The organism is Prevotella sp. P4-67, assembly GCF_002251325.1.
In the GTDB taxonomy this organism is placed as follows: Bacteria; Bacteroidota; Bacteroidia; order Bacteroidales; family Bacteroidaceae; genus Prevotella.
Genome location: NZ_NPJL01000029.1, coordinates 1 through 23,994, shown reverse-complemented (window position 1 = coordinate 23,994; position 23,994 = coordinate 1). Strand labels below are relative to the sequence as shown.

Here is a 23,994-nt window from a genome sequence, read left to right as displayed (position 1 = left end):
ATTATAGCGCGAGTTTATGTACGTTGATGTTGTTGAATTGTGCCTTGCCTCCCTCGGCGTAGAGCTTCACGTTCTCGTAGGGGGCAACGGGGAATACGAGGTTGGTCATGGCGATGCGGCCGCCGTCGACGAAGAGCTCGATGGATGACTTGTCGACGAAGATATCTACGTGGTAGGTCTTCTTGCCGGCCTGGCAGAGTGAGAGCGGAGCCCATGTGGCCAGGGCGAAGTCGTTCTTGTAGTTGATGGCATTGACCATGCGGGCGGGCTGCTTGCCCTCGGCTGCGAGCTGCTTGTCCCAGGCCAGCTCGATGTCATGGGGCACAGCCTGCTTGCCAAAGTCGGTGAGTCCGCTTTCGGTGCGGTCCATCACCACCTTGCCCTGCTTCATGTCGAAGTAGATGAGGGTGCGCTCGCGCTTGTTGTTGGAAATCTCGATGCCGGCTATGCCGTTGGCGTCGGGGGTGATGTCGGCCTCAATCTCGAAGGCGCCATCCATATTGGCAGCTATACCGGTGAAAGCCTTGGCCATGTCGACCGTCTCGTTGGCCAATGTGCGGGTTGCCTTGCGCAGTGCGTAGACCTCGGGGGCAACATCTTCAGACAGATAGTACTTTCCGTTGTTCTCAAAGAGCTTCAGCTCGCGTGGCAGACCATTGGCGCCGCGGTTCTGCTTGAACGGGGTGAGGTTGGCGTACTGCCAGTTGCTCATCCAGGTTATCGCCAGCACTCTGTCGCCGGTGTTGGAGAAGGTAACAGTGGCATAATGGTCCTTACCCCAGTCCATCCACTTCACGTCTTTGGCATCGGGGCAGGTAAACTGCTTGCCGTCGAAGTCGCCGACGAAGTACTCGGTGGCGCTGCCGCCAAACCAGCATCCAGGGTTGATGTTCATAGTCATCACCCATTTCATGTTGTTCTTGTCGCCATTGACGGGCAGCTGGAAGAAGTCTGGGCACTCATACTGGCATGGCTGCTGGCCCAGTCCCTTGCCAAAGGCGCTCACGTAGTCCCATTTCTTCAGGTTCTTGGACTTATAGAAACGGGTCTCCTTATCGGCAGAAACAATCATATACCAGCACTTGCCCTTCTCATACCAGAACACCTTGGGGTCGCGGAAGTCCTTGAGACCGTCAAAGGGAGTGAGCACGGGGTTGCCCTCATACTTGGTGAAGGTGCGGCCGTTGTCGTTGCTGTAGGCGATACACTGCACCTCGTCGTGGTTTACACTGTTGTTGGTGTAGATGGCGATGATGGCGTTCTTGCCAAATCCGGCGGTATTCTTCTTGTCGACTACCGAACTGCCGGAGAATATGTGGCCCACGGGGTCACGGGCGATGGCTGGGTCGAGGTGCTCCCAGTGTACCAGGTCCTTGCTCACGGCGTGTCCCCAGTGCATATTGCCCCACTTGCTGCCATAGGGATTGTACTGGAAGTAGAGGTGGTACTCGCCGTCCTTATAGACCATGCCGTTGGGGTCGTTCATCCATCCGTAGAGGGGAGTGAAGTGGTAAGAGGGACGGTAGTAGTCGGTATTGGTGGTATCGAAGGTGTTGCTCAGCTTCATCAGGTTGATGGCGAGGGCGTCCTTGGCGAGGCCGAGTATCTTGACGGTAGCGGTCTTGCCATGTCCCAGCGCGAAGGGCACATAGTAGTCGGCGCCGTTTTGAGCCAGGCGCACGTCCATCCAAGTGTCGTCCTTGGAGCCGGTATCGAGCAGCACCTGCGCTTCATCCTTCTCTTCCTGGATAGGCAGCAGGATGTACTTGGTGGGGTTGTCTACACGGATGATGGTTGTGTCGCCCTTGTGTTCGATGTTCATCTTCTGGGCGGTGGCGGTGGTGGCAACTGTAGCCATCAGCATGAGGCATGCCGCCTTTATTATGTTGCTTGTTCTCATTGTGTTGTTGTTTAGTTATTATATTAACGGTATTGTTGTCTGTTTCTTGTGTGCCGACAACCCTATACCTATTATTATATAGGGTTGTCAGCGTGTGTGTGAAGAGTGAGAGTGATCAGAATTTGAGAGATGCGGTAAACTCTACGGTGAACGGGCGCAGATAGCTGCCAGTCATGATCTGGTTCTTGATGTTCTTGGCCTCGTCCTTGGTTATCAGCTCGGCGCCGGCGATGCTGCCCTTGGCTCCGGTCTGGTTGAGGAAGTTGACAACAGTACATCCCAGGCTCAGGCGCTTGCTTGCCTGCCAGTTGACGCCACCGAATGTCTCCCAGTGGCCATTGAAGTAATATGCCTCGTTGATGTTGGCGTAAGTCTTGCTGAAGTAGCGGAAGCTGGTCCACAGCTTGATGTCCTTGGTGACCATGTAGCTGGGGTCGAGCTCGATGAGTATCTCTGGGATTTCGGCTACGATGTTGCCAGTGGCATTGATCTTGCCCACATAGCCATCGTTGAAGGTGACAGAAGTCTCAAACTTCTTGTATGTAGGCTTCTGGTAAGTGAACAGGAAGTGGAAATCGAATCCCTTGAAAGGATGAGCCACAGCGTCGGTAGTCCAACCCCAGGTCTGGATGTCGTAAGCCAGAGGAGCAGCCTTAATCTCGCTGCCGTGCTGGAGGTTGAGCGTAGAGTTGTTGTTGGTCTTGGAGATATACGAGAACAGTGATGTGAGGCTCAACCATGAGTTGTTGTAGTATATACCTGCACGGCCGAGTGGCACGGATATCTTGTCTGTATTGGGAAGGGTAGCAGGAGCGAAGGCTTCAAACTTCGGGTGCTGCACGATGTAAGTGAAATCGCCGGTAAAGCCAAAGTTGTCGGTGAGCTTATAGGTTGCGGCTACCGAGAAGTCGTAGTTCAGCCAGTTGTAGGTCAGGTCGACGGGCGCAATCTTGGTTCCGTCGGCAGCCATGGCACCGAGGTGATAGTCAGCGAAACGGCCTACGAAGTTGCCTTGGGCATTCTTCACAGCGGCATTCTCTCCCTTGAGGCGCTGCCATTCCACGCGGGCGCCATAGTAGAGGTTGAGCTTCTTGGTGACATCCCAGTCGTGGGTGAAGTAGAGTGCCAGCTTGTTCTCGCTGCCTTTATAATATTCTGAAGCGTTCTTGTTGAAGTCGTAGAAGTAACCGCTGCGCAGGTTGGCGTCCCATACACGGACGGCATAGCTACCATCGGCAGGCACACTCTGGTCATACATGGTCGTATTGGAGCAGTAGTCGATGTGGTAGAACCACTCGTTGAGGCCCAGGCGCAGGGTAGAGGTCTTGAACTTCTTGTTGAGCTCGGTGGTGAAGAGCGCCTCGTCTATGGTACCGGCATTGAGACACGACATGCGGGTCTGCACGTACTGGCCGTTGTATGCCTTGGTCTGGCCGTCGATGTCGCGGTACATATAGTTATACAGCCCGTGGTTGTCGGCACTGTTGAGGTCGACGATGGACATCGGGGTCTGGTAGACCATGGCTCCGCGCGAGTGGTCGTACTTCAGCGTGGCCTTCCAGTTCAGTCCGTTGTCAAAGCGGTAGCTGTTCATCAGCGTCACCTCACTGGCCTTGTTCAGGCAGGCGTCGTAGAGCGTGGTCTGGGCCAGCTTGCCTGTGCGCATGTCACGATAGGTCATCTCGTTGTCGATGGGCAGATACGAGGTGGTACCCAGCTTGAATTTGCCGTACTCCTTCACGCTTCCGTCGCCCACATAGATGAACGGGGCGCTCTGTGTGGCGTAGTTGTAGACATTGTGGCTGTTGGCATACTTATACATGGCGGTAAACTCGCCACGTTCGTTGTTGTACTTCTTGGTGAGGAGCGCCTTGTAGATTTGCGTACGGTCCTGGTAGGGCGTAGACTTGATTTTGAACGTACCGGGGTCGAAGTCCTGGTACATGTTGACGCTGTAGAACCAGTCCTTACTCAGGTCACCGTTCATGTTGAGCGAGAACTCCTGCAATCCGAAGTGGTTGCTCTTGTAGTTGAGCGTTCCGTTGAAGCCCTTCTGACCTTTCTGGGTAAAGGAGTTGACGGCGTAGCCGATGTTGCCGGTGGTGATGGCAGTCTCGGCAATCTTGAGCAGACCCTGGTGGCTCAGGCTGGCATCGCCGCGCCAGATGGTGTTGACCGAGTGGGGATTGGTGGCATAGGTAACGGGCAGGCCGTTTTCCAGCACGTTGACATCGGCAGATGGCAGACCAATCTGAATCTCTCGAGGGCCGTTGGCACTGGCTGCGTTGAGCATCACGTTGCGGTTGCCCTCTTCCTTAGCGTTTGCATTTTCGTCCTGTGCATACGCTGCTGAAATGTTTACCATTGAAAGTGCAAGCACCATGGCTGCGAGCTTTCCATTGAATAAGGTATTCATAACCGTTTAGATTTTTAATTGTTGTTGATTGCGTTAAATTTCTGCTGCAAAGTTATCCAAACGGTTGGGAGACAACTATAACTGAAGGTTCATGTGATAACAAAAATCGTTCATTGTAACATAATTGTTATACAATGAACGATTTTTGCTGTGGTTGTCTATGCCTGGGTCGATAATCAGGCTATAATTTTTCCATTCCTATATATAAAGCGTGCGACGATGACGGCTGTCACCGCGTGTCGGGTCATGAGTTGGCTATGTCGCCCGGCAACATGCCGTATTCGTCCTTGAAACACTTGGTGAAGTAGGATGGCGCCGAGAAGCCCACCTCGTATGCCACTTCGGCGATGGTCATGCTGCGGCTCTCCAGCAACCGCTTGCCCTTGGCGAGGCGTGCCTTGCGCAGGATGTCGACCACCGACGAGCCCGTCATGGCTTTGACCTTGCGATAGAGCTGCACGCGGCTCAGACCTATCTCCTTGCCGATGTCCTCGACACCGAAGTCGCAGTCGGAGAGATGCTGCTGGATGATGGCGTTGAGCTGCTTGACAAACTGCTTGTCTCGGGCGTTGAGCTGTGTGGCCTCGACCTCGGTCTCTACATCTGCGGCACGCTGGTATACATGCTTGAGCAGCTTACGCTGCTTCAGCAGATTGTCGATGCGTGCCAGGAGCACCTTGCCGTGGAATGGCTTGGTGATGTAGGAGTCGGCGCCATGCTCATAGCCTTCTGCGCGGTGTTCCTCCAGGTTCTTGGCGGTGAGCATGATGACCGGGATGTGCGAGGTGGCGGTTCCGGTCTTGAGCTGCTCGGTAAACTCGAGTCCGTCCATCACCGGCATCATCACGTCGCAGACCACCAGGTCGGGTACCTCCCTGCGCGCCACCTCCAGACCCTCCTTGCCGTCGGCAGCCTCGATTACGAAGTAGGTGTCCTGCAGCAGCGTGCGCTCATACTGGCGTATGTCGTTGTTGTCGTCGATGATGAGTATCGTGGGCTTGTCGGCTTCTTCGCTCACCAGCTGTTGCACCTTGCCCTGCTGCTTGTCGCCGTCGTCGATGTATTGCAGCGCGGCCTCGTCGGCAGTCGGGGTGATGGTGTCGGTGTCGTCGGCTATCGGCGCGCCGTCGGCCTGATGGCGGGGGATGACCACGATGAAGTCGGCGCCCATGCCGGGACGGCTCTCCACCCTTGCCTCGCCGTGGTGGAGTTCGGCGAACGACTTGACCAGAGCCAGTCCTATGCCCGTACCGCTTGCGGCGCCCTTGAGCTGGAAGAACCGTTCAAACACCTTGTCCGCCTCTGCGCTGGCGATGCCCTTGCCCGTGTCGCGCACATCGATGCGTATGTTGTCGGCCTCGGCGGCGAGCGTCACATGGATTTCGCCTCCTGCCGGAGTGTATTTCAGTGCGTTGCTGATGAGGTTGAACACGATGCGCGCCACTTTCTCCTTGTCGGCGACCATCATGCGGTCGGTGTCGAAGCCTGTGGAGGCACAGTCCATCCTTATCTTCTTGCGCTCGGCAGTCAGGCGGAAGTCGTCGGTCCACACCCTCATCGCCTCGACGATGTCAAAGCGGCTGAGGCTAAGCTCCATCTTGCCGTTCTGTATCTTACGGAAGTCGAGGATATTGCCCACGAGCTGCTGCAGAGCCAGTGCGTTGCGCTGCACCATCTTGAGCAGTTCGCGGCTCCTGCCCTTGATGCTGGAGTCTTCGAGCATCATCTCCACAGGGTCGGCGATGAGCGTGAGCGGTGTGCGCAGTTCGTGGCTGATGTTGGTAAAGAACACCAGGCGCGAGTGGGTGAGCTCCATCACCTCCTCGTTGAGTCGCTTCAGCTCCTTGTTCTTCTCCTCCAGTTCTCCGTTGGCCTTGGCGAGCTGCTCGTTGAGTTTAGCCTTGATGATATATCCTCTGAAAATCATGGCGGCGGCGGTGACGCATACCAGGAGGAACGCTCCGAGGCCGATGAGCATTACCTTCTGCGCATTATAGTCGGAGAGGTATTGGTTGACCTGGTTGTGGAGCGTCTTCAGATTGCGTGACTGCCTCTCCGCATCGCGCGCCTCCATCAGCGTGAGCTCGGCGTTGGCCTTGGTGATGATGGATGTACTCAGATAGTTGTCCTTGTCAAAGGGCTTGTGGGTAAGTATCTTCATGGCGAGCGCTATCACCTGGTCGCCCTTGGTGGGGTAAAGGTATGACGCCTCAAGCACGCCGTCGCGCACCAGCTCCAGACCTCCGCCCTCGGTGGCGAGCCCATCCACGCCCGTATACTTGTATCTCTTGCCCACGCCCATCTGCTGCGCTGCCACATAGGCACCCCAGGCGAGTCGGTCGTTATGGGCGTAGACATAGTCGAAGTCCTGCGTGCGCTTCAGGATGCGCTTCATCGCCTGGATGCCGCTCTCCTCCTTCCAGTCGCCACCCTCCGACACCACCACCTCTATGCCGGGATAGGACTTGACGGCATCCATAAATCCGCGATGACGCTCCAGGGCTGGCGACGAGCCTTCGAGGCCTGTGATTTCGACGATACGGCCCTTGCCGTGCAACTGCTGGGCGATGAACGTACCCATAGACTTGCCTATCAGATAGTTGTCGCAGCCGATGAAGGCAGTATACTTGTCAGAGTTGGTCTTGCGGTCGTAGAGTATCACGGGGATGCCCTTGTCGTAGGCTCGCTCTACGGCCTTGGATATCGGGCTCAACTGGTTGGGCGACACCACCAGCAGGTCGACGCCCTCGTCGACAAACTGGTTGATCTGCTTGTTCTGCAAGACATTGTCGTCGTTAGACGAGGCGAGCTTCACGATGATCGAGTCATTGAGAAACTCGCCCATCTTGAGCTCGTCGTTCAGCTTGTTGCGCCAGATGTCTTCAGAGCATTGCGACACGCCGATGACAAAAGGTCGGGGCTTGCCGGTGCAGGCTGCGAGCAGCACCACGCAGGCAATGATCAGCAGGGGGATGGTGATGAGATACTTCTTCATGTCCAAAAGGGTATAAGTATATAGTTGCCAGCTGCAAATATACGACAATTTTCAGAGATAGAGACGACTAAGGCGAGAAAAGAGTGGCTCCCGCCGATATCGGCGATGGTCAGCCCGTGGGTAGAGGTACCCTCCAGCTCGCCCAAGGTACCCTCCAGCGTGCCCAAGGTACCCTCCAGCTTGCCCAAGGTACCCTCCACGCCGCTGGAGTTACCCTCCCTGTCGCCGCCCTACGCAAAAGCCTCACCCTGGGTAGTATGCTGCCATTGGAAGGCTGCCGGGCTGGGCGTCCGGGACATACTGCTCGAGGTGAGGCTTGGCTGCTATGGTCTCCGGTCGCGTCTTCATGACGGTGGGCCGGACTTGGGAGCTTCTGTTACTTCTTCTTTATCTCGTAACCTATCTTCCTGAAGGCGGCGACATAGTCTTCGTACTTGGCCTTCTTGCCGTCGTAGATGATGGTGACCCGCTGGTCGTCGACCGAGGTCTCTATCTTCTTTGTGCCCTTGACAAAACGGATGTTGCTCTTGATTTTGTTCTCACAGTTCTGGCAGTGCATCTGCGGCAGAGTGGTTACGGTGAGCGTGTCGGCCGGTGCCTTGGCAATCATGTTGCCCGCTGTCGCAAGCAACCATGCCATTAAAAGATACTTCTTCATGTTCTATAGTTTTTTGAATGATTTGTAGCGTTATAGCTTTTCCAGTTTGAACCTCAGTCCTATATAAGCCATCGCTCTGGTTACCGGTCCCCACACCTGAGTGGCGTCGAAGCCGGCATCCCAGGGATGGTGGGCACCCTGGATGGGGTTGGCAATCTTGTAGTTGGTAAGATTTTCGCCACCGACATAGAGGCTGATGTTGCGGAATTCCCTTGTAATCTGCGCCTGCAGCTGGAAGTAGGCGGGGTAGCGGCTCTGGTCGTAGAGGCGTCCACCTCCATTGAGCTGGCCCGTCACATCAAACTGCCAGAGTTGAAGCGGCGTCTTGTAGGAGAGCGTGAGCAGCCCCTTGTAGCGCGAAGTGAGCGGCTTGGCTTGCCTTGCTCCGTCGTAGGTACAACGGACATCGTTCAGGCGGAAAGCGGCAGTGGCCGACATGCCGTCCCAGAACGGATAGGTGGCATCGACCTGCAGCGTGTGGCTATAGCTTCTGCCGTCAAGGTTCTCAAACGAGAGCGTGTGGGCACCCCGGGCTCCGTCGAAGTTGATGACCATCTGGTTCAGGAAGTCGGTGTAGTAATACTCTGCGTTGAGCTCGAGTGTGCGCTCGGCCACGGGCAGGTTCAGACCTATGGATAATCCCATGTTCCATGCCTCCTCCTGCTTCAGGTCTGGACTTACGATGACCTCTCTGCCACTTGCCAGCAGCGCTGTGTTCTCTGCCAGGGCGTGGGGTGACCGATAACCCTTGCCTACCGATGTGCGGAGGGTCACCACATCGGATGGAGAATACTTGAGGTGCAGTCGGGGCGTGATGAAGGTGCCGTAGAGACTCGAGTGGTCCCATCTCACGCCGGGCATCACCGTGAGGCGGTCGCCCAGCTTATAGGTGTACTGGGCGTAGACGCCCGGAGTGGTCTCGCGGGTCACCCGGCTCGCGGCGTCGGGCAATGTACCGAGCGGGTTGAAACGCTCGTCGTAGTTGTCGTGGTTGAGCGACGCCCCGACGCTGATGTTGTGATGGTCATCGATGTCGGTCTCAAACATCAACTGGGCATAGCCGTTCTTCTGGGTCACATCGTAACGGGTGAGGCCGAAGCCATAATCGGCGTCGTGCCACGAGCCGTGCAGCATGAGGGCTATCGACGTGTTGTGGTCGGCGTTCAGGGTGAAGCCATTCTTCCACTGCATCTCGTATCGGTCGGTCTCTACCGCTGTAGCGTAGAGTGGCGCTGATGAGATGGTGGCGTGCTTGGCGCTCTGTCCGCCTCGGCGCTCGTCGTGGAGCCCCCGCAGCAGCAACTGGCTAATCCAGCGCGGCGAGACATAAGCCCAGCGGTGCATCAGGTTGTATTGGCGCAGCTTGGGCATATCCATAAATCCGTCGCCATTGCCGTCGTGGTCCATCTGTCGGTTCTCGAAGTGCAGCAGAGTGGCTGTAGACAGTCGGCTGTTGAGGTGTATGCTTCCATCGAGGTTGACCTCGGTCTTCAGTTCACTGTCCTGATAGACATTGGCCCTCACCCCATCGGTACCCTGTGGTTTGAGAAACTCTATATTTATCTGGCCCGTGGTGCTCTCATATCCGTTTTTGACGCTCGATGCCCCCTTGCTCACCTGTATCGACTGCATCCAGGGTCCGGGCACATAGCCAAGACTGTAGGGGAGTGCTGTGCCGCGCAGATTGGGTATGTTTTCGGTGAGCATCTGGACATAGGTGCCGCTGAGTCCAAGGAGTTTTATCTGTCGGGCTCCCGTGGCAGCGTCGCTGTAGCTTACATCGACCGAGGGGTTGGTCGTGAACGACTCGCCCAGGTTGCAGCAGGCAGCGCGTATCAGTTGGCCCTGACCAATGAGGTCGGTATTGTCCACGCGGTAACGTGCCTTGATGCCCTTGGTGGCTTTGACCACCACCTGCTTGAGGTCGTGGGTCTGGGTGGTAGTGTCCTGCTGTGCCGAGAGGGTCTGGGTCGCCAGCATACCTACCAGTAGTATAATCAATGTTCTTTTCATCTGTGTAGACTTTTTCCTTACAAACAATCTCTTTATCCTTAATGCCGGTATCTATACCTTTTATAATGCATCGAGGGCAGTACGCCAGTGTATCTCCAGCTCGCGAAACTCCCGAGGCGTCATCCCCGTCACCTGCTTGAACTGCGAAGACAGATAAGTGGGTGAACCGTACCCCAGCCGGTAGGCTATCTGGCTGGTAGTGAGGCTGCTGTAGCATAGCAGCTCCTTGGCGTACTCGACGCGATGGTGGATAGCGAACCTCTCGATGGTGATGCCGCGCACCTCGGAGAACAACTTGCTCAGGCTGCTGTACTCCCGATGGAGCCGACAGGACAGATAGTCTGACAGCTTGGGTCGCACGGAGTCCATCCTTACCCATGCCTGTACGGCTATGCGTATCTGCTCGACCAGTTGGCTGCGAGGGTCGTCAAGGAGTTCAAATCCTATGGCGTGCAGACGCTCTGCCACGGCATGGCGCTGGCTGTCCGAGAGATTTTCTGCCGTCTCCGCTTCTCCCAGAGTTATCGACATGACCGTCAGGCCTTCAGACATGAGTATATCCTTGACTGCGCTGATGCAGCGAGGGCATACCATATTCTTTATCAATAGTTTCATCGATGTCTATAGGTGCTTCTGTTCTTATCGTGTGCAAAGGTAAATCTTTTCGCGTTAATATTTGTACAAAATTAAGGATAATGTTTTCAATTTTTTGAGCATCAACACATAGACAGTCCCATGCTGCAGCGTTGACGGGGGATAGCGGAGCATGATGGTGCAGACGATTACGCCAGAGGGAGCAATGGCTGCGGCGCGCGCGATGAAGGACTTGGGCGTGAGGGAGGCTCGGGTGCCCACTGATGTGGCTGCCGCCATCCCCGCGATAGGGATAAAAGAAAAGGAGGTGGCTTCAGTCGCTACCGAAACCATCTCCTTATAATTCTTGACCAAGTTGGCGCCTCAACGACGCCTCATGACCTGGGAACTATCCATCTGTAGCTCCATCGAGCTTATGATTTCAAATCCCCGACGGCCTCGAGAACACTTCACATTTACCTAAATTCCTCAGGCCGCCACAAAAAAAACTTAAAACTAACTAACTCTCCATCAGTGACTGTATTCCGTAAAATACTATTAATGTCCCTGCCTCTGCTCCTCATCCTCTCGGACTCAGGTAGAGATGTTATGAGAATGACGGAATAACTTTTATCCATTGCAAAAGTACTATTTTTGAGGGATATAATTGATTTTCATCAAAAGAAAATTCATGGTTTTGACAATTATTATAGTTTCCAGCGCGTTTTTTAGGGTTTCTGCGCATTTTTTTAGCCTCATTAATGTACTAAATGGTATCATTTGAGCGTTATACCTATAAGATATGAAATGGACAGACCGCATACGACAGGTAAAGATAGTGCTGGTGGTGATAGCCATACTGATGGCTGTCGCCTCGGTGATGGTGTCTCATCGGCTGACGCGCGACCTCGAAGCCGAGGAGCGCAACAAGATGGGGGTGTGGGCAGAGGCTATGCGCTCGCTCAACACCGCCGACGAGAACACCGACCTCAATCTGGTGCTGCGCGTGATAGACGAGAACCACACCATCCCCGTCATCGTGCTCAACCAGCAGGGGAGGGTGCAGACGGTGCGCAATGTGGATACTGGTCGCCGCCACGATGCCGACAGCACCGCCTATGTCGCGCAGATGGCTTCGCGGCTCAAGGCGGGTGGCCACTACATCCGTATCTATCTCGACGAAGACCATGCCGATGGCTATATCGACGTGTGCTATGACGACTCGCTCACGCTGAAACGCCTTGCCGTCTATCCCTATATACAAATAGGTGCGGTGTTGCTCTTTGTGGGTGTGGCGGTGATAGCCCTGCTCACCTCGAAGCGGGCCGAGCAGAACCGCGTGTGGGTGGGCCTGTCCAAGGAGACCGCCCACCAGCTGGGTACTCCTATCAGCAGCCTCATGGCGTGGGTCGAGATACTGCGCGAAAACTATCCCGACGACGACTTGATACCCGAGATGGACAAGGACGTGAAGCGTCTGCAACTCATTGCCGACCGCTTCTCCAAGATAGGGTCGCTCCCCGAGCCTGTGCCCGTGAGCCTTGACACCACGCTGAGTCACGTGGTCGACTATATGGACCGCCGCACCTCGCGCCGGGTGGTCATCAGCGTAAGCCATACCCAGGGCGACCAGACGGTGAACCTCAACGCGTCGCTCTTCGAATGGGTCATCGAGAACCTGTGCAAGAATGCTGTCGACGCTATGGGCGGCGACGGCGGAAAGATAACCATTACTACTGGCACTTCGCCCAAGGGCGTGTGGATAGAGGTTGCCGATACGGGCAAGGGCATCCCCAAGAAGGATGTGGGCAACGTGTTCCGCCCCGGATTTACCACCAAGCGTCGCGGATGGGGACTGGGCCTTTCGCTCGCCAAGCGCATCGTCGAGGAATACCACCACGGCCGCATCTATGTCAAGAGTTCCGAGCCCGGCGTGGGCACCGTGTTCCGCATCGAGCTGCGGCAGTGCTGAGCAAGTCACGCCGCAGCCCGTCGCGACTATGCCCGAGGTGCGCACCATGCCCTCTGCCATGCCCTTTTGCCCCAGCCCGCTGTGGTTTTGGGCTTATTCCATTATTTTTTAGCGTTTTTGCTTTCCCACAAGTTTACTTTTTACTACCTTTGTCGGTTGAAACGTTATTGGTATGAACTGGATTACTGAAATACTGACCGGCAACTCGCCTGTACACACCATCATCGCGCTGTCATTGATATGCGCCTTGGGCCTCGCCTTGGGCAAGGTGCGCCTGATGGGCGTGTCGTTGGGCGTGGCTTTCGTGTTTTTTATTGGTATTCTTGCCGGACATATCGGCGTGACCGTCGATGCCGAGAGTCTGGCTTACGCCGAGACCTTCGGACTGGTCATCTTTGTCTATATGCTGGGTCTCAGCGTGGGCCCCAACTTCTTCGGTTCGCTCCGTCGTGAAGGACTGTCCCTCAATCTGTGGTCTTTGGGCGTGATACTCTTGGGTACGCTCTTCGCCATCGTGCTGGTGCCGCTCACCGGAGTCAATCTGCCCGACATGGTGGGTCTGCTCTGCGGAGCCACAACCAATACCCCTGCGCTGGGTGCCGCCCAGCAGGCGCTGCATCAGGTGGGCAAACCCGCCGGGTCGCTCGCCTTGGGTACCGCCGTCACCTATCCCTTCGGTGTGGTGGGCGTCATCCTGGTGATGGTGGTGCTGCGCCGCTTCCTGGTGCGCCCCGCCGACCTCAAGGTGCGCTCGCGCGACGAGGCCGACCATACCTATATCGGCGAATATGAAGTGGTGAACCCCGCCCTTGACGGCAAGAAGGTTGAGGACTTCGCCCAGAGTTCCCACGAGCACTTCATCATCTCGCGCATCTGGCGTGGACAGGAGGTGATTGTACCCTTTGCGCAGACCGTGCTGAAGATGCACGACAAGCTGCTCGTCATCACCAACAAGCACGACCGCAACGCCATGGCCATCCTCTTCGGCCACGAGTGTGATACCAACTGGAACGAGGGCAAGATAGACTGGAACCATATAGACTCAGAAGTGGCGAGCCGCACCATCGTCGTATCGCGCAAGGTACTCAATGGAAAGCATCTGGTAGACCTCCAGCTGCGTTCCACCTATGGTGTCAACGTGAGCCGTGTCTTGCGCGGCGACCTGAAGCTCCTCGCCACCGACGACTTGCGCCTGCAGTATGGCGACCGTGTCGTTGTCGTCGGTACTCCCAAGTCGCTCGACAATGTGGAGAAGTTCATCGGCAACGGAGTGCAGACCCTCAACGAGCCCAACCTCGGCAGCATCTTCCTTGGCGTGGTGCTCGGTCTGCTGCTTGGCTCCATCCCCATCGCCATCCCCGGTGCCGCAGCCCCCGTGCGCCTCGGCATAGCCGGTGGCCCCATCATCATGGGTATCATCGTCGGCGCTCTTGGCCCCAAGGCCCACTTCATCTCCTACACCACCCGCAGCGCGTCGCTCATCCTGCGCAAGTTCGGGTTGTCGCTCTACCTCGCCTGTCTGGGTCTCGAGGCTGGCAAGGACTTCTTCCATACGCTCATCCGACCCGAGGGCCTCATGTGGATAGGTATCGGTGCGCTGCTCACGCTTATACCTATATTAATAATAGGTATCATCATGCTGCGCATGCACCGCTACGACTTTGGTACCATCTGCGGCGTGCTCTGCGGCAGTATGGCCAACCCCATGGCTTTGGGCTATGCCAACGATACGCTTCAGGGCGACACCTCTTCGGTCAGCTATGCGTCGGTCTATCCCCTCGGCATGTTCGTGCGAGTCATCATCGCCCAGATTATCATCATGTTCTTTGTCTGAACCGCCGTCGCGGCTTCAGCCCGGCGCCACCATACGCAGAAGGCCCGCTTTCCCTTGTGAGGAGAGCGGGCCTTCTGTCTGTCGGGTCAGAACGGTGGCGGCGAGCAGACCGTCATGGGCTTGCCCGTGACGGGGTGGATGAAGGAGAGCGACTGCGCATGCAGGTAGAGGCGGTCGCCGCCATGACCGTAGAGCGGGTCGCCAAGGATGGGGCGGCCGAGACCGCGGCTGTGGGCGCAGTGTACGCGCAGCTGATGGGTGCGTCCCGTGAGCGGATGCAGCTCCACGCGGTCATCGCCGGTCATGCGGTATCGGGTGTGGGCGTCCTTGCCTTCGGCGTCGTCTACCCGCTGCCGCGGACGGTCATCGGCGTCGGGTGCCAGAGCCAGCCTTATCTCGCCCTCGGCAGCCACGGCGGTGCCTGAAGGCTCGAGCCGCGCCACATAGGTCTTGTCTATCTCGCGGCTGGCAAACTGGCGCTGCAGCCGGTGGTAGACCTCGGTGGTGAGCGCCACTATCATCAGTCCGCTGGTGTCCATGTCGAGCCGGTGTACCACCATAGGTCCCGTGGCATGAGGATGACGCCGGCGCATGATGGATGCCACCGACTCGCGTTCCTGTCTGCCCGGCACGCTCAGCATGCCAGCCGGCTTGTTTACCACCACGAGCCACTCGTCTTCATAGACGATGTCCAGCCGATGGTCGTCGGGCGCGTCGTCGCTGTCTTCCACCTCTATTCCTTGCAGCATGTAGCTCAGCACGGGCCTGCACTTGCTCTGGCAAGCCGGGTAGTAATGCAGGTGATGGCGTATCTCTCCCTCGGGACTCTCGCCCCACCAGAACATCGCCATGCACAGCGGGCGCAAGCCCATCCTGTAGGCATATTGCAGCAACTTGGGCTCGCAACATTCGCCCGTGCCGCCCGGTGGGGTGAGGTAGGGACGCTGCGGGTCGTAGTGGGCAAAGATGTCGGCGATGGAAGCCTCTTCGCCACGGCCGTTGCGCATCACAAAGCGGTCGAAGAGCCAGTGCTGCAGGCTGTCGCTCATCTCGCGTCGCCTGGCGATGAGCCGCTGTCGCTCTTCGCGCTCCCTCTCCTGTCGGCGGTTTACCGCGCCGATGACCACAGTCCACCGCTCTCTGATGCGGCGCAGCTGCGCCTTCTGGTACTGGCTCTCGCGGACGAGTCTGCGCGTCGTCTCTTCATCGGCGGTGGGGCGCAGCAGGTCGCGGCGCCGCTTGGACTGCTCCATCGTCTTGCGCCAAGCCTCCACACGGCGGTCGCGACAGGCTTCAATCACCTGGCAGCGCTCTCGGACGAGGCTGCCATTGTCGGCATCCATGGCCTTGAGGCTGTGGTTGATGGCGCTTATCTCCCGCTCGGTCTGCTTGAAGTGTCCGGTGGGCGCGAGATAGTCGTAGACCGGCGGCACAAAGTCGTCGGTGAGCGGATAGCTGCCGCCCAGCTGTCCGCTGTAAGCCTGCAGATAGCCCAAGTCGTCGCCCCGCCTTACCACCAGCACGCCAAACATCTTGCCCCGCTCTTCGGGGTATCTGCTCATGATTTCCGGCAGACTGCGCTGCAGTTCGCCGGCAGCGGCGATGCACAGCGCATGGGGCTGGTAACTGAATGGGTCGTTCATGCGCGCGGGTGGCGCAATGGTAGTATTGAGTATATGAAATAGCATGATTGTTGTCGTCTCTGTCGTCAGCCCGCCTGTCGGGCTGCGGGTTGTGGCACCGTAGGCAGTTTACCTGGCAGCCTTGACCACCTTTCTCCCGCCCACGATGTATACGCCCTGCGGATAGCCCGTGAGGTTGACCGCCTGGCCCTCTATGCGCGCCGTGCCCACCTTGACTCCCGTGAGGGTGTAGACCGCCACGGTCGAGCCTTCAGCCCATGTGGCGTCGATGCCCGATGTGGTGCCTTCTATCACGATGCACTCTCCCTCGGCAGGCTCAGCTGTCGGCACAAAATATGCGCGGAACGGCGCTATCTGTGTCGCCTCGCTGTGGTAGTCGAAAGCGTTGCTGTGGGTGTTGAGTGTGAAGCTGGCTGCCACCGACGGACTGTAGGTGGTGCCCTTGAAGCGGTAATCGTCGGTCTCGGCGCTCAGGCGTTGCGACGCGTCTATCTGCGCGTTGACGGCGCTGAAGGTGAGCGTCTTGCCCTTGAGCGTGCCGGCACCCTTGATGACGAAGGGCTCGGCGGCGGTAATGGCTGCTGCGGGTTCGAATATCGGGGCGAGCGTCTGGTTCTGTCCCGCATAGCGTCGCAGGTAGAGACGGCTCTGGTCTATGCTCACCCGCTCACCCTCGCAACTGATGTCGGTGGGGGCAAAGGGCAGCGCCAGCGTCTGCCAGTTGTTCTCGCTCTTTGCTTCGGCAGCCAGGGCGCGGCTATAGCTCACGCTGCCCGCCGTGAACGCCACGGGCGTCATAAAGGGATAGCCGTCGGTGAGTGTGATGCGGTCTGCGTAGGTGCCGCTCACCACGTTCTTGCCCGCCAATGTCGAGGGCACCGTGGCTGTGGCGTCTATGAGATACAGCGCATTGGGGTTGGTCGATGGGGCGATGGCGTTGATGCCCGTCACCCCACGCATATCTATCGCCATGGCACTGCCTCCGTCTATGGCGGCGGCAGGAACCTGTGCCGAGGTGGTGCCGTCGGCATGGTAGAAGATGATGCCAGGATGCTGCTCGCGCGAGTAGATGGCGTTGGGATTGTTGTTGTCGAGCGCCGATTTGGCTCCCTCATAGAAGAGTCGCAGCGCATACTTGTAGCCCGTCTGCAGGCCGTCGAAGCGGCATACTGAGCGTGTCTGCTCACCCGCTTTCACCTTGATGCTGATATACTTGGTGACCAGGGGCGACAGCGTGCGTCCGCCTATCTGCCCTCGGTAGAGCGTCACCACCACATTGCCGTTGTAGTCGGCTGTACCCTTGTTGTTCAGGATGATGGTGGCACGGCGGTAGTTGCCATACACCTTGTTGCCCACCATATTGTCGTAAGCCACATATCCCACTGAGAGGTTTACCGCGTGCGTGTCGGTCGTGGTGATGACTACCTGGGTCGAGCCCACCACCTGTGTGCCGTTCTTGTCGCGCGCGAGCCATATATAGTATGTTCCCGCAGGGGTGGGAGTGAAGGTCATGGTCACCTCGTTGTCCTTTCCGCCCACGAGCGATACGCCGCCTGTGCTTGCGGGCTTGCCTTTGGTTGAGGCGCTGGTGCTGGCAAAGAGGTAGAGGTCGCCTATATAGTCGTCGCCGGTATTGCTGATGACCGCCTTGACGTGTTGCTCCACGCCCGCCACGCGGTTGTTGATAAACGACCACTCCTTGACTCTCAGCTTGGCATTGTTGAGCGGATGGCGGGTCAGCGTCACCTTGCCCCCAGCCGATACAGCCTCGATATACTCATGACTTGCGTCGCAGCAAGCCGACCACTTGCTACCTCCTATCTGTTTCCAGATGGGAATGATGCGGTGGGTGCCGTCAGCGAGGTTGCTGACAGAGAAAGTCCTTTCGATTTCATAGTTATTCTGGAGCAACACCACGGAAGACGCCAGTTTGGTGATGGAGCCATTGGCTGCGATGACGCCTATGCCCACCGAGCCGGTCTGCGCAGAGCCTGTGAAATTGGTAAAGGTGGTTGAGATGGAGCTGCCCTTCACGCTGATGTTTCGTACCGAGAGCGTCGGCGTGCCGTCTATGCCGCTGTCTATCCCGTCGTTAGGCTTCACCCCGATGATGGCTTCCTGCTCCAGGGAGAAGCCCTTGCCGTTGGCGGTGCTCACGCCGGTGGCTTCCGACTGGTAGAGCACACTGATGCGGAAATATCCGTTGCTCGAACCGCCCCAGCCCCAGTTGACATGGAAGAGGTCGGCGGTGTCGTAGCCGTCGATGACGAAGGCGTGGCCGCCGCGTAGGGTCGAGTTGGCACGGTAGCCCACGGGCCTGCCCTCGACGACCTCGCGGTAGAGCAGGTCTGTCCATTCGGTTTGGGTGTAGTTGGTGCGGCACACGTTGCGTACGGTCTCGTCATAGCCCATCTTGTCGCGCAGCAGCTGTACGCCCATCTGCATGTTTGACGCCGAGGCTGCGCCATACGCCATCTGGCATCCCGTGCCCACGATGACCATGAGCTGTGCCACGGCTGTCTTTTCTGCCTCCGTGTTGGCTGCCGAGTATGTATTTCTGATGTTGTTCCAGTCTATCTTGGTGCCCTTGGCTACGGCATCCATCCTGATGCTCTTGCCGCCGCTGGTGAACGAGTAGGAGGGGATGTCTGCCATCGTCGCCGACGGGTAGCGATAGTACGCCATCATCTGTCCCAGCGCCGTAGCCACACATCCTGTGGCCGACCGGGCGCCGCTCGACGAACCGTCGCTGTTGTTGTAGACGGGGCACAGCTGGTTGTACGGGTCTTTCTGGTTCCACGCCGTGGGCAGCAGGGGCGCCACGAAGCGGCGCGAGGGATGAGCCACCTGCGCCCTCATGGCGCTGGCGCTCTGCGACGCCTGCCCAGCCTCGGGCAGCGAGTCGAGCGCCTCTATCTGGTGGCGGTAGTCGGCGAGCATTTCGCGCAGGGCGTCGGGCAGGGTTGCCTCGTCGTAGCTGCCGCTGTCGGTATAACCCAGTATGCTGGGCACGCGGTCGTCGCCGGCGATGATGACAAATCCGCCGCCGTTTTCTACATCGTATATGTAGTAAGGTGCGTGGGTCGAGGTGCTCCCCTTGACCTTCAAGGGTGCTGTCGGGGTGACTATCTGCTTGCCGCGCTGCGTGGCAAAGATCTGTGCCGTGGCGCGGGCGGTGCGGGCGTCGATGGGGGCGGCTGTGGCAGCCAGTGTCGATGCCAGCCATGCCACCATGACGATCGTGATAAATCGGGATATGCGCATATCAGTTTGTGTTTTAACGGTTAGTGGTGCGCCCGGCGTGTTGGCCACAGGCGCGTTGTACGCCACAAATGTACAAAAAAATAGCAAACCAACTGCGGTTGCCCCCATATTTTTTTTGATTTTTTCTCCCGTTTCCGCCGCCACATTCCTGTTTCCGCCGGTCGTCGATGGCGGCAGCGGCGGGCAACTCCGCGCCATCCCCATCTGCGGCGGCGGGCGTGACAGCCCCATACGCCCTCATGCTGAGCACTTTGGTTGCCGCCGTCGTCATGACTGTCGGCTCGTAACGGAAGGCACGGGCTCACGTGCCTATTGAAACGAGGGCTCGTAACAATTGTCACGCGCGCTCGTGCCTATTGTTACGAACCCCTGAAAGCGGTCGCGGCGCCGCTGGGGTAGCCGGCGGTGGCAGCATCGGTGACCGCCGTCACGACAAGTGGTGCTGGCAGCGTCGCCACGTACGGCGCGGTGGGGCTGTCGGTAGGCGCCGTGGGGGTACACGAACCATAACAGATGCCATATCTGATGGTACCCTTGCCATTACAGTTTGTACAACGAGGCTTCTTTGATGAATATGGATTGTATCCTTTTCCACTACGTCCGCCACGAACCTGTCGACCTGAGCCACTTGACCACAACGGGGGGCAGCAGGCTGCATCTATATTATTTTCTCCCCCAGCCATCACTTTTCTGCCATTTTTCTTTGCGCGTGTGTACATTATTATTATATTTGCAATGTAAACATCTTAACCCCAGTCCATGCGCCGCCAGATTGTCATAATGCTGTTGGGGCTCATGACCACTCTGAGCCTCTCTGCTTTCGCCATTGCCGGAAGCAGAAATACTAATGGTCACGAAACCACACGACAGGACTTCTTCGCCTATGACCGACGAGGCAATCTGCTGTCTACTGCCATTGGCGGTGGTATGCCTACTGCCTATCGTTGGAATACCGAATCATCTACTCTTGCTGCATCACTCGCTGGCGGTCGTGAAACTGCTTCTGAGAGAGCTGACAGTGTAATGACAACGTTCTACACCTATGAACCGCTGGTGGGTTGTACCGGTATCACACGACCCGACGGCAGGCATACAGAATACGACTATCAGGGTGGGCGCCTTAGTGAAATCACCAATAACAGAGGAGAGCCTACCAACAGCTACGACTATTCGCTTTATGACGGAAACGGAACCAACCATATAAGGCAGACAACACATTTGGACTTGGGGCAGCATGCACTCATCACCGATAACTATTACGACGGATTTGGTGCCGAGGTCAATAACATACAGAGACATCATAGTCCTTCGGGCAAAGACATCGTTACTGTCATCGGATATGATGCTATAGGACGGAAAACCGAACAGTGGCTGCCTGTTCCGATGGCTGGTTGTGACGGCATTGTTACAAATGTCGGTCTGCATACTGCATCAGCACAGACTTATTCTGACAGCCATGCTGTGATGCGCTATCAATATGAACCCCAATCGGGAGGTGAACTCACAACCACTATCCCCGCGGGCGAAAGCTATTACAACCATCCGGCCACGGTACAGAAACTCTGCTCAGACCCGTCAAAGGCAGAACTCTGCTGTCGTCGTTTTATCCTTAGTGGCGACTACAAAGTCAAAGCGGAAAAAAACTATGAAGCTGGTGAGCTGGATGTGGTTTTATCAACCGATGCCGATGGGCGCCGTCAATGGACATTTACCGATTGGCGCGGGCAGAAAGTGCTTGACCGTCGTGATACGGGCTCAGGTATGGCTGACACCTATTATATATATGACCCTGTTGGCAACCTGCGCATGGTGCTGCCACCTGCCGCATCGGCTGTACTCGCTGCCGGCAACGGCACGTATGACGCACGGACAGACCTGACGATGAAGCGCTATGCCTATGTATATCGCTATGACGAGCGGCTCAACTGTGTAGAAAAGCGCATGCCTGGATGCGAACCGATACGCTACGCATACGACCGTACAGGGACCAAGGTCTTCTCGCAGGACGGTAACCAGCGACAGCGCGGTGTATGGAGTTTCGCACTGCTTGACAGGTTTGGCCGTGAAGCCGTAACGGGTGAATGTCAGAATCCGCACTCTGTCGCCTTGGCAAAAAAATGGGTTCATGTGGATAAGCCTGACTTTGCAGCGAGAGAGAGTACGCTCGGAGGAAGCGGGTATCGGAGTAATGTAAACTTAGGCAATGTCCGCCTGCTCACAGCCAACTATTATGACGATTATACATTCATATCTGCATTATGTCCCGACCACAATCTGCCTTTGCCGACAACCTCTGGACTGAGAGGCTTGCAGACAGGTAGCATCAAGGCAGTAGGCAACACCATGGACTACAATACGACGCTGATAGGTTACGATGATGAAGGGCGCATAAACTTCACACAATCGGCAATCGCAGGGCGCACTATGACAGAAGAAAAAAACTATACGCTGGATGGTCGTGTCAGCCAGATACGGAAAGAGACCACAGAAGCCGATGGCAACCGTCATACCGAGACATACAGCTACAGATACGATGCCCAGGCACGGCTGCTCAAGGTTACGCACTCGCTTGACGGAGGCGCTGAAATGATACTGTCGGACAACGAATATGACGAGCTTGGACGACTGCTGACAGACCGGCGTGAGGGCAGTGGTCTGCTCACCGCACGTTACAGCTATGACATCCACTCGCATATTCGAGAGATGGCATCTCCGCTCTTCTGCCAACGGCTGTTCTATGCCGAGCCCTCCGAAGGTGGCATACCTCTCTATGGCGGAGCGATATCGGGTATGGACTGGCAGACGATAGGAGACTCGGTGCGCAGTTACCGCTATCAGTACGACGGACTGGGCCGACTTACGTCTGCCGACTATCTCGAGAGCGGACATTCTTCAGACCGATATGTCACGGAGTACAGCTACGACCTGATGGGCAACATCCTTACCTTAAGTCGCAGCGGCAAGGTTTATGATGATATATATGGCGTCACCGATGACCTCACATATCAGTATGACGGCAACAGACTGATACGGGTCACCAATCATGCAGCCGACACTCCGGCTTACAAGGATGCCATGTATTATGTAGACGGAGCCGACCTTGACACAGAACGCACCTATGATGCCAATGGCAACATGACCAGCAATGCAGACAGCAGAATTTCGCGCATCAGTTACGATGCGCTCAATATGCCATGCAGGATAGACTACATTGACGGCAGCCACATAGACTATACCTATGCTGCCGACGGAGTGAAGCAGCGCGTAGATTATTATCTCAACCCTTATACCAGCAGTTTGCCCGATGATGATTTGGGTACAGCCTGTGACAGTTCTCTGCTGGTCCATACCTGGCGCGAATATGCAGGCAACTGCGTATATGTCTGCGACACGCTCAGCATGATACTCATCGATGGAGGCTACATTACATTCGATTACGCCACACATAAGCCCATCTATCACTACTATCTCAAGGACTATCTGGGCAACAACCGCATCACCGTCAGTCTTGCCGATGGCCACATAGAGGATGTGAACCACTATTATCCATTCGGCGGGCTGATGGGCGACAGCCGCAATGCCACCACCCAACCCTACAAATACATAGGCAAAGAGCTCGACCGCACCCATGGTCTCGACTGGTACGACCACGGTGCACGCCACTACGACCCCGTGACAGGGAGGTGGAACACCATGGACCCGATGTGCGAGAAGTACTACGGCACGTCGCCCTACGCATCGTGTGGAGATGACCCTGTGAACTATACTGATATTACTGGTGATACTATAGATATGAAGCAAGTGCTAATTCTTGACAAAATCTACAATACGAATGTAAACGATAAAATAAACACAGACCTTTCTTTTTTAACAGGATTAACTATTTCCACTTCTCCAAATGGTGTTATGACATATGCTAAAGACAATGAAGGGCATCCCATTATTAACTCCGTAGAATCATCTAGTGCAATAGCCAGAGAACAAATTATAAAACTTATAAATGGAGGAAATATTTCAATAAAATTTTCCATGGAAAAGAATTCCGCAACCCCGCATGATGGGAACTGGATTAATTTGGGCTTTTCACAAATAACATCTTTTATAAAGAACTCTAACAATGTAGATTCTAGAACTTTGGGATGGGGAATGACTTTCTTACATGAAAGTTTTCACACCTCGGCTGGAGGGGCATTCAAAGATCTGTCAATACCTTTTCAAACGGGTGATGTTGTTGATAGGATGAATGCTATACGCCAAGAATTAAATACAGTGGGACTTAATATGGGCAATAGGGAAAGTTATCCAAGTATATCTATAGGGGGAATTAAGTATATTCCATTTGACAAATCATCTGCAAGACACCTTAAAGATGGTGATGTTCCACTAAGAAATAACAAATATATATCATACAAATGAATAGAACAATAGTTGTCACATCAATATTTCTGTTTTCTCTTTCGCTTTTTGGAAAAGGAAGAACAGAACTTATATATGGTAACATATACAAAAGTATTATCACAGACCTAAATTTACCACAGAACTCCATATATGTGACGGATACACTAATAAACCTAAAAGCAAGTGCTTTTTATTTTGAAAAAATAGTAAAAAAACATGCCGATATTAAAGATGTCAAATACTTGCAGTGGGTTTGGTATTCTCCCAAATACAGCAAAGAATTAAACTATCTGCAACAAAAAGCAAGTAGTTCGAACGCATACATTGT

At 55.9% G+C, this 23,994-nt stretch carries 16 protein-coding genes; 6 read left to right on the top strand and 10 right to left on the bottom strand.

The features are described from left to right. Position 1: 1 nt before the first annotated feature. The 3 genes from CIK92_RS04625 to CIK92_RS04615 form a co-directional block, all read right to left on the bottom strand. Positions 2-1,900, bottom strand: coding sequence for a GH32 C-terminal domain-containing protein (locus tag CIK92_RS04625; protein ID WP_094388321.1), 1,899 nt, complete (start codon positions 1,898-1,900; stop codon positions 2-4). Between the two features lie 115 nt (positions 1,901-2,015). After that, positions 2,016-4,316: a TonB-dependent receptor gene (locus CIK92_RS04620; protein ID WP_094388320.1), complete on the bottom strand. Its 2,301-nt coding sequence runs from the start codon at positions 4,314-4,316 to the stop codon at positions 2,016-2,018. A 244-nt stretch (positions 4,317-4,560) separates the two neighbouring features. Continuing rightward, positions 4,561-7,311, bottom strand: a complete 2,751-nt coding sequence (locus tag CIK92_RS04615; RefSeq protein WP_094388319.1) for a substrate-binding domain-containing protein — start codon at positions 7,309-7,311, stop codon at positions 4,561-4,563. 83 nt (positions 7,312-7,394) lie between these two features. Here CIK92_RS04615 and CIK92_RS13350 point away from each other — a divergent pair, with 83 nt between their 5' ends. Next, positions 7,395-7,661 (top strand): hypothetical protein, encoded by a 267-nt coding sequence (locus CIK92_RS13350; RefSeq protein WP_144289333.1) that lies wholly within the window; start codon positions 7,395-7,397, stop codon positions 7,659-7,661. Between the two features lie 26 nt (positions 7,662-7,687). On the opposite strand, the gene CIK92_RS04605 is transcribed toward CIK92_RS13350, so the two are convergent. From CIK92_RS04605 to CIK92_RS04595, 3 genes are read right to left on the bottom strand one after another with little or no spacing between them, the layout of a single operon-like run. After that, a complete protein-coding gene (locus CIK92_RS04605) occupies positions 7,688-7,969 on the bottom strand; it encodes a heavy-metal-associated domain-containing protein (RefSeq protein WP_022310032.1) in 282 nt (93 codons plus the stop codon). A 30-nt stretch (positions 7,970-7,999) separates the two neighbouring features. Further along, a complete protein-coding gene (locus CIK92_RS04600; protein WP_094388317.1) occupies positions 8,000-9,982 on the bottom strand; it encodes a TonB-dependent siderophore receptor in 1,983 nt (660 codons plus the stop codon). Positions 9,983-10,042: 60 nt separating this feature from the next. Further along, positions 10,043-10,597, bottom strand: a complete 555-nt coding sequence (locus CIK92_RS04595) for an AraC family transcriptional regulator (RefSeq protein WP_094388316.1) — start codon at positions 10,595-10,597, stop codon at positions 10,043-10,045. Positions 10,598-10,748: 151 nt separating this feature from the next. Here CIK92_RS04595 and CIK92_RS13695 point away from each other — a divergent pair, with 151 nt between their 5' ends. From CIK92_RS13695 to CIK92_RS04585, 3 genes are all read left to right on the top strand, one after another. Then, a complete protein-coding gene (locus CIK92_RS13695) occupies positions 10,749-10,919 on the top strand; it encodes a hypothetical protein (RefSeq protein WP_158214733.1) in 171 nt (56 codons plus the stop codon). A gap of 438 nt (positions 10,920-11,357) precedes the next feature. Continuing rightward, entirely contained in the window at positions 11,358-12,527 is a 1,170-nt protein-coding gene (locus CIK92_RS04590) for a PAS domain-containing sensor histidine kinase (protein ID WP_094385735.1), read from the top strand. A 172-nt stretch (positions 12,528-12,699) separates the two neighbouring features. Next, complete coding sequence (locus CIK92_RS04585) at positions 12,700-14,361, top strand: putative transporter (RefSeq protein ID WP_094385733.1); 1,662 nt, start codon at positions 12,700-12,702, stop codon at positions 14,359-14,361. Between the two features lie 86 nt (positions 14,362-14,447). Here the strand turns inward: CIK92_RS04585 and CIK92_RS04580 are convergent, their stop codons facing one another. From CIK92_RS04580 to CIK92_RS13345, 4 genes are all read right to left on the bottom strand, one after another. Further along, entirely contained in the window at positions 14,448-16,049 is a 1,602-nt protein-coding gene (locus CIK92_RS04580; RefSeq protein WP_094388315.1) for an RluA family pseudouridine synthase, read from the bottom strand. 63 nt (positions 16,050-16,112) lie between these two features. Beyond that, positions 16,113-19,268 (bottom strand): C10 family peptidase, encoded by a 3,156-nt coding sequence (locus CIK92_RS04575; protein WP_158214732.1) that lies wholly within the window; start codon positions 19,266-19,268, stop codon positions 16,113-16,115. A 13-nt stretch (positions 19,269-19,281) separates the two neighbouring features. Further along, positions 19,282-19,539: a hypothetical protein gene (locus CIK92_RS13690; protein ID WP_158214731.1), complete on the bottom strand. Its 258-nt coding sequence runs from the start codon at positions 19,537-19,539 to the stop codon at positions 19,282-19,284. Positions 19,540-19,627: 88 nt separating this feature from the next. Further along, complete coding sequence (locus CIK92_RS13345; RefSeq protein ID WP_144289332.1) at positions 19,628-19,987, bottom strand: hypothetical protein; 360 nt, start codon at positions 19,985-19,987, stop codon at positions 19,628-19,630. Between the two features lie 61 nt (positions 19,988-20,048). Here CIK92_RS13345 and CIK92_RS04570 point away from each other — a divergent pair, with 61 nt between their 5' ends. Together CIK92_RS04570 and CIK92_RS04565 are read left to right on the top strand one after the other, a co-directional pair. Continuing rightward, entirely contained in the window at positions 20,049-23,684 is a 3,636-nt protein-coding gene (locus CIK92_RS04570; protein ID WP_158214730.1) for an RHS repeat domain-containing protein, read from the top strand. Continuing rightward, on the top strand, positions 23,681-23,994 hold a 314-nt coding region (locus CIK92_RS04565), incomplete at its 3' end, for a hypothetical protein (protein ID WP_144289331.1). The genes CIK92_RS04570 and CIK92_RS04565, both read left to right, overlap by 4 nt.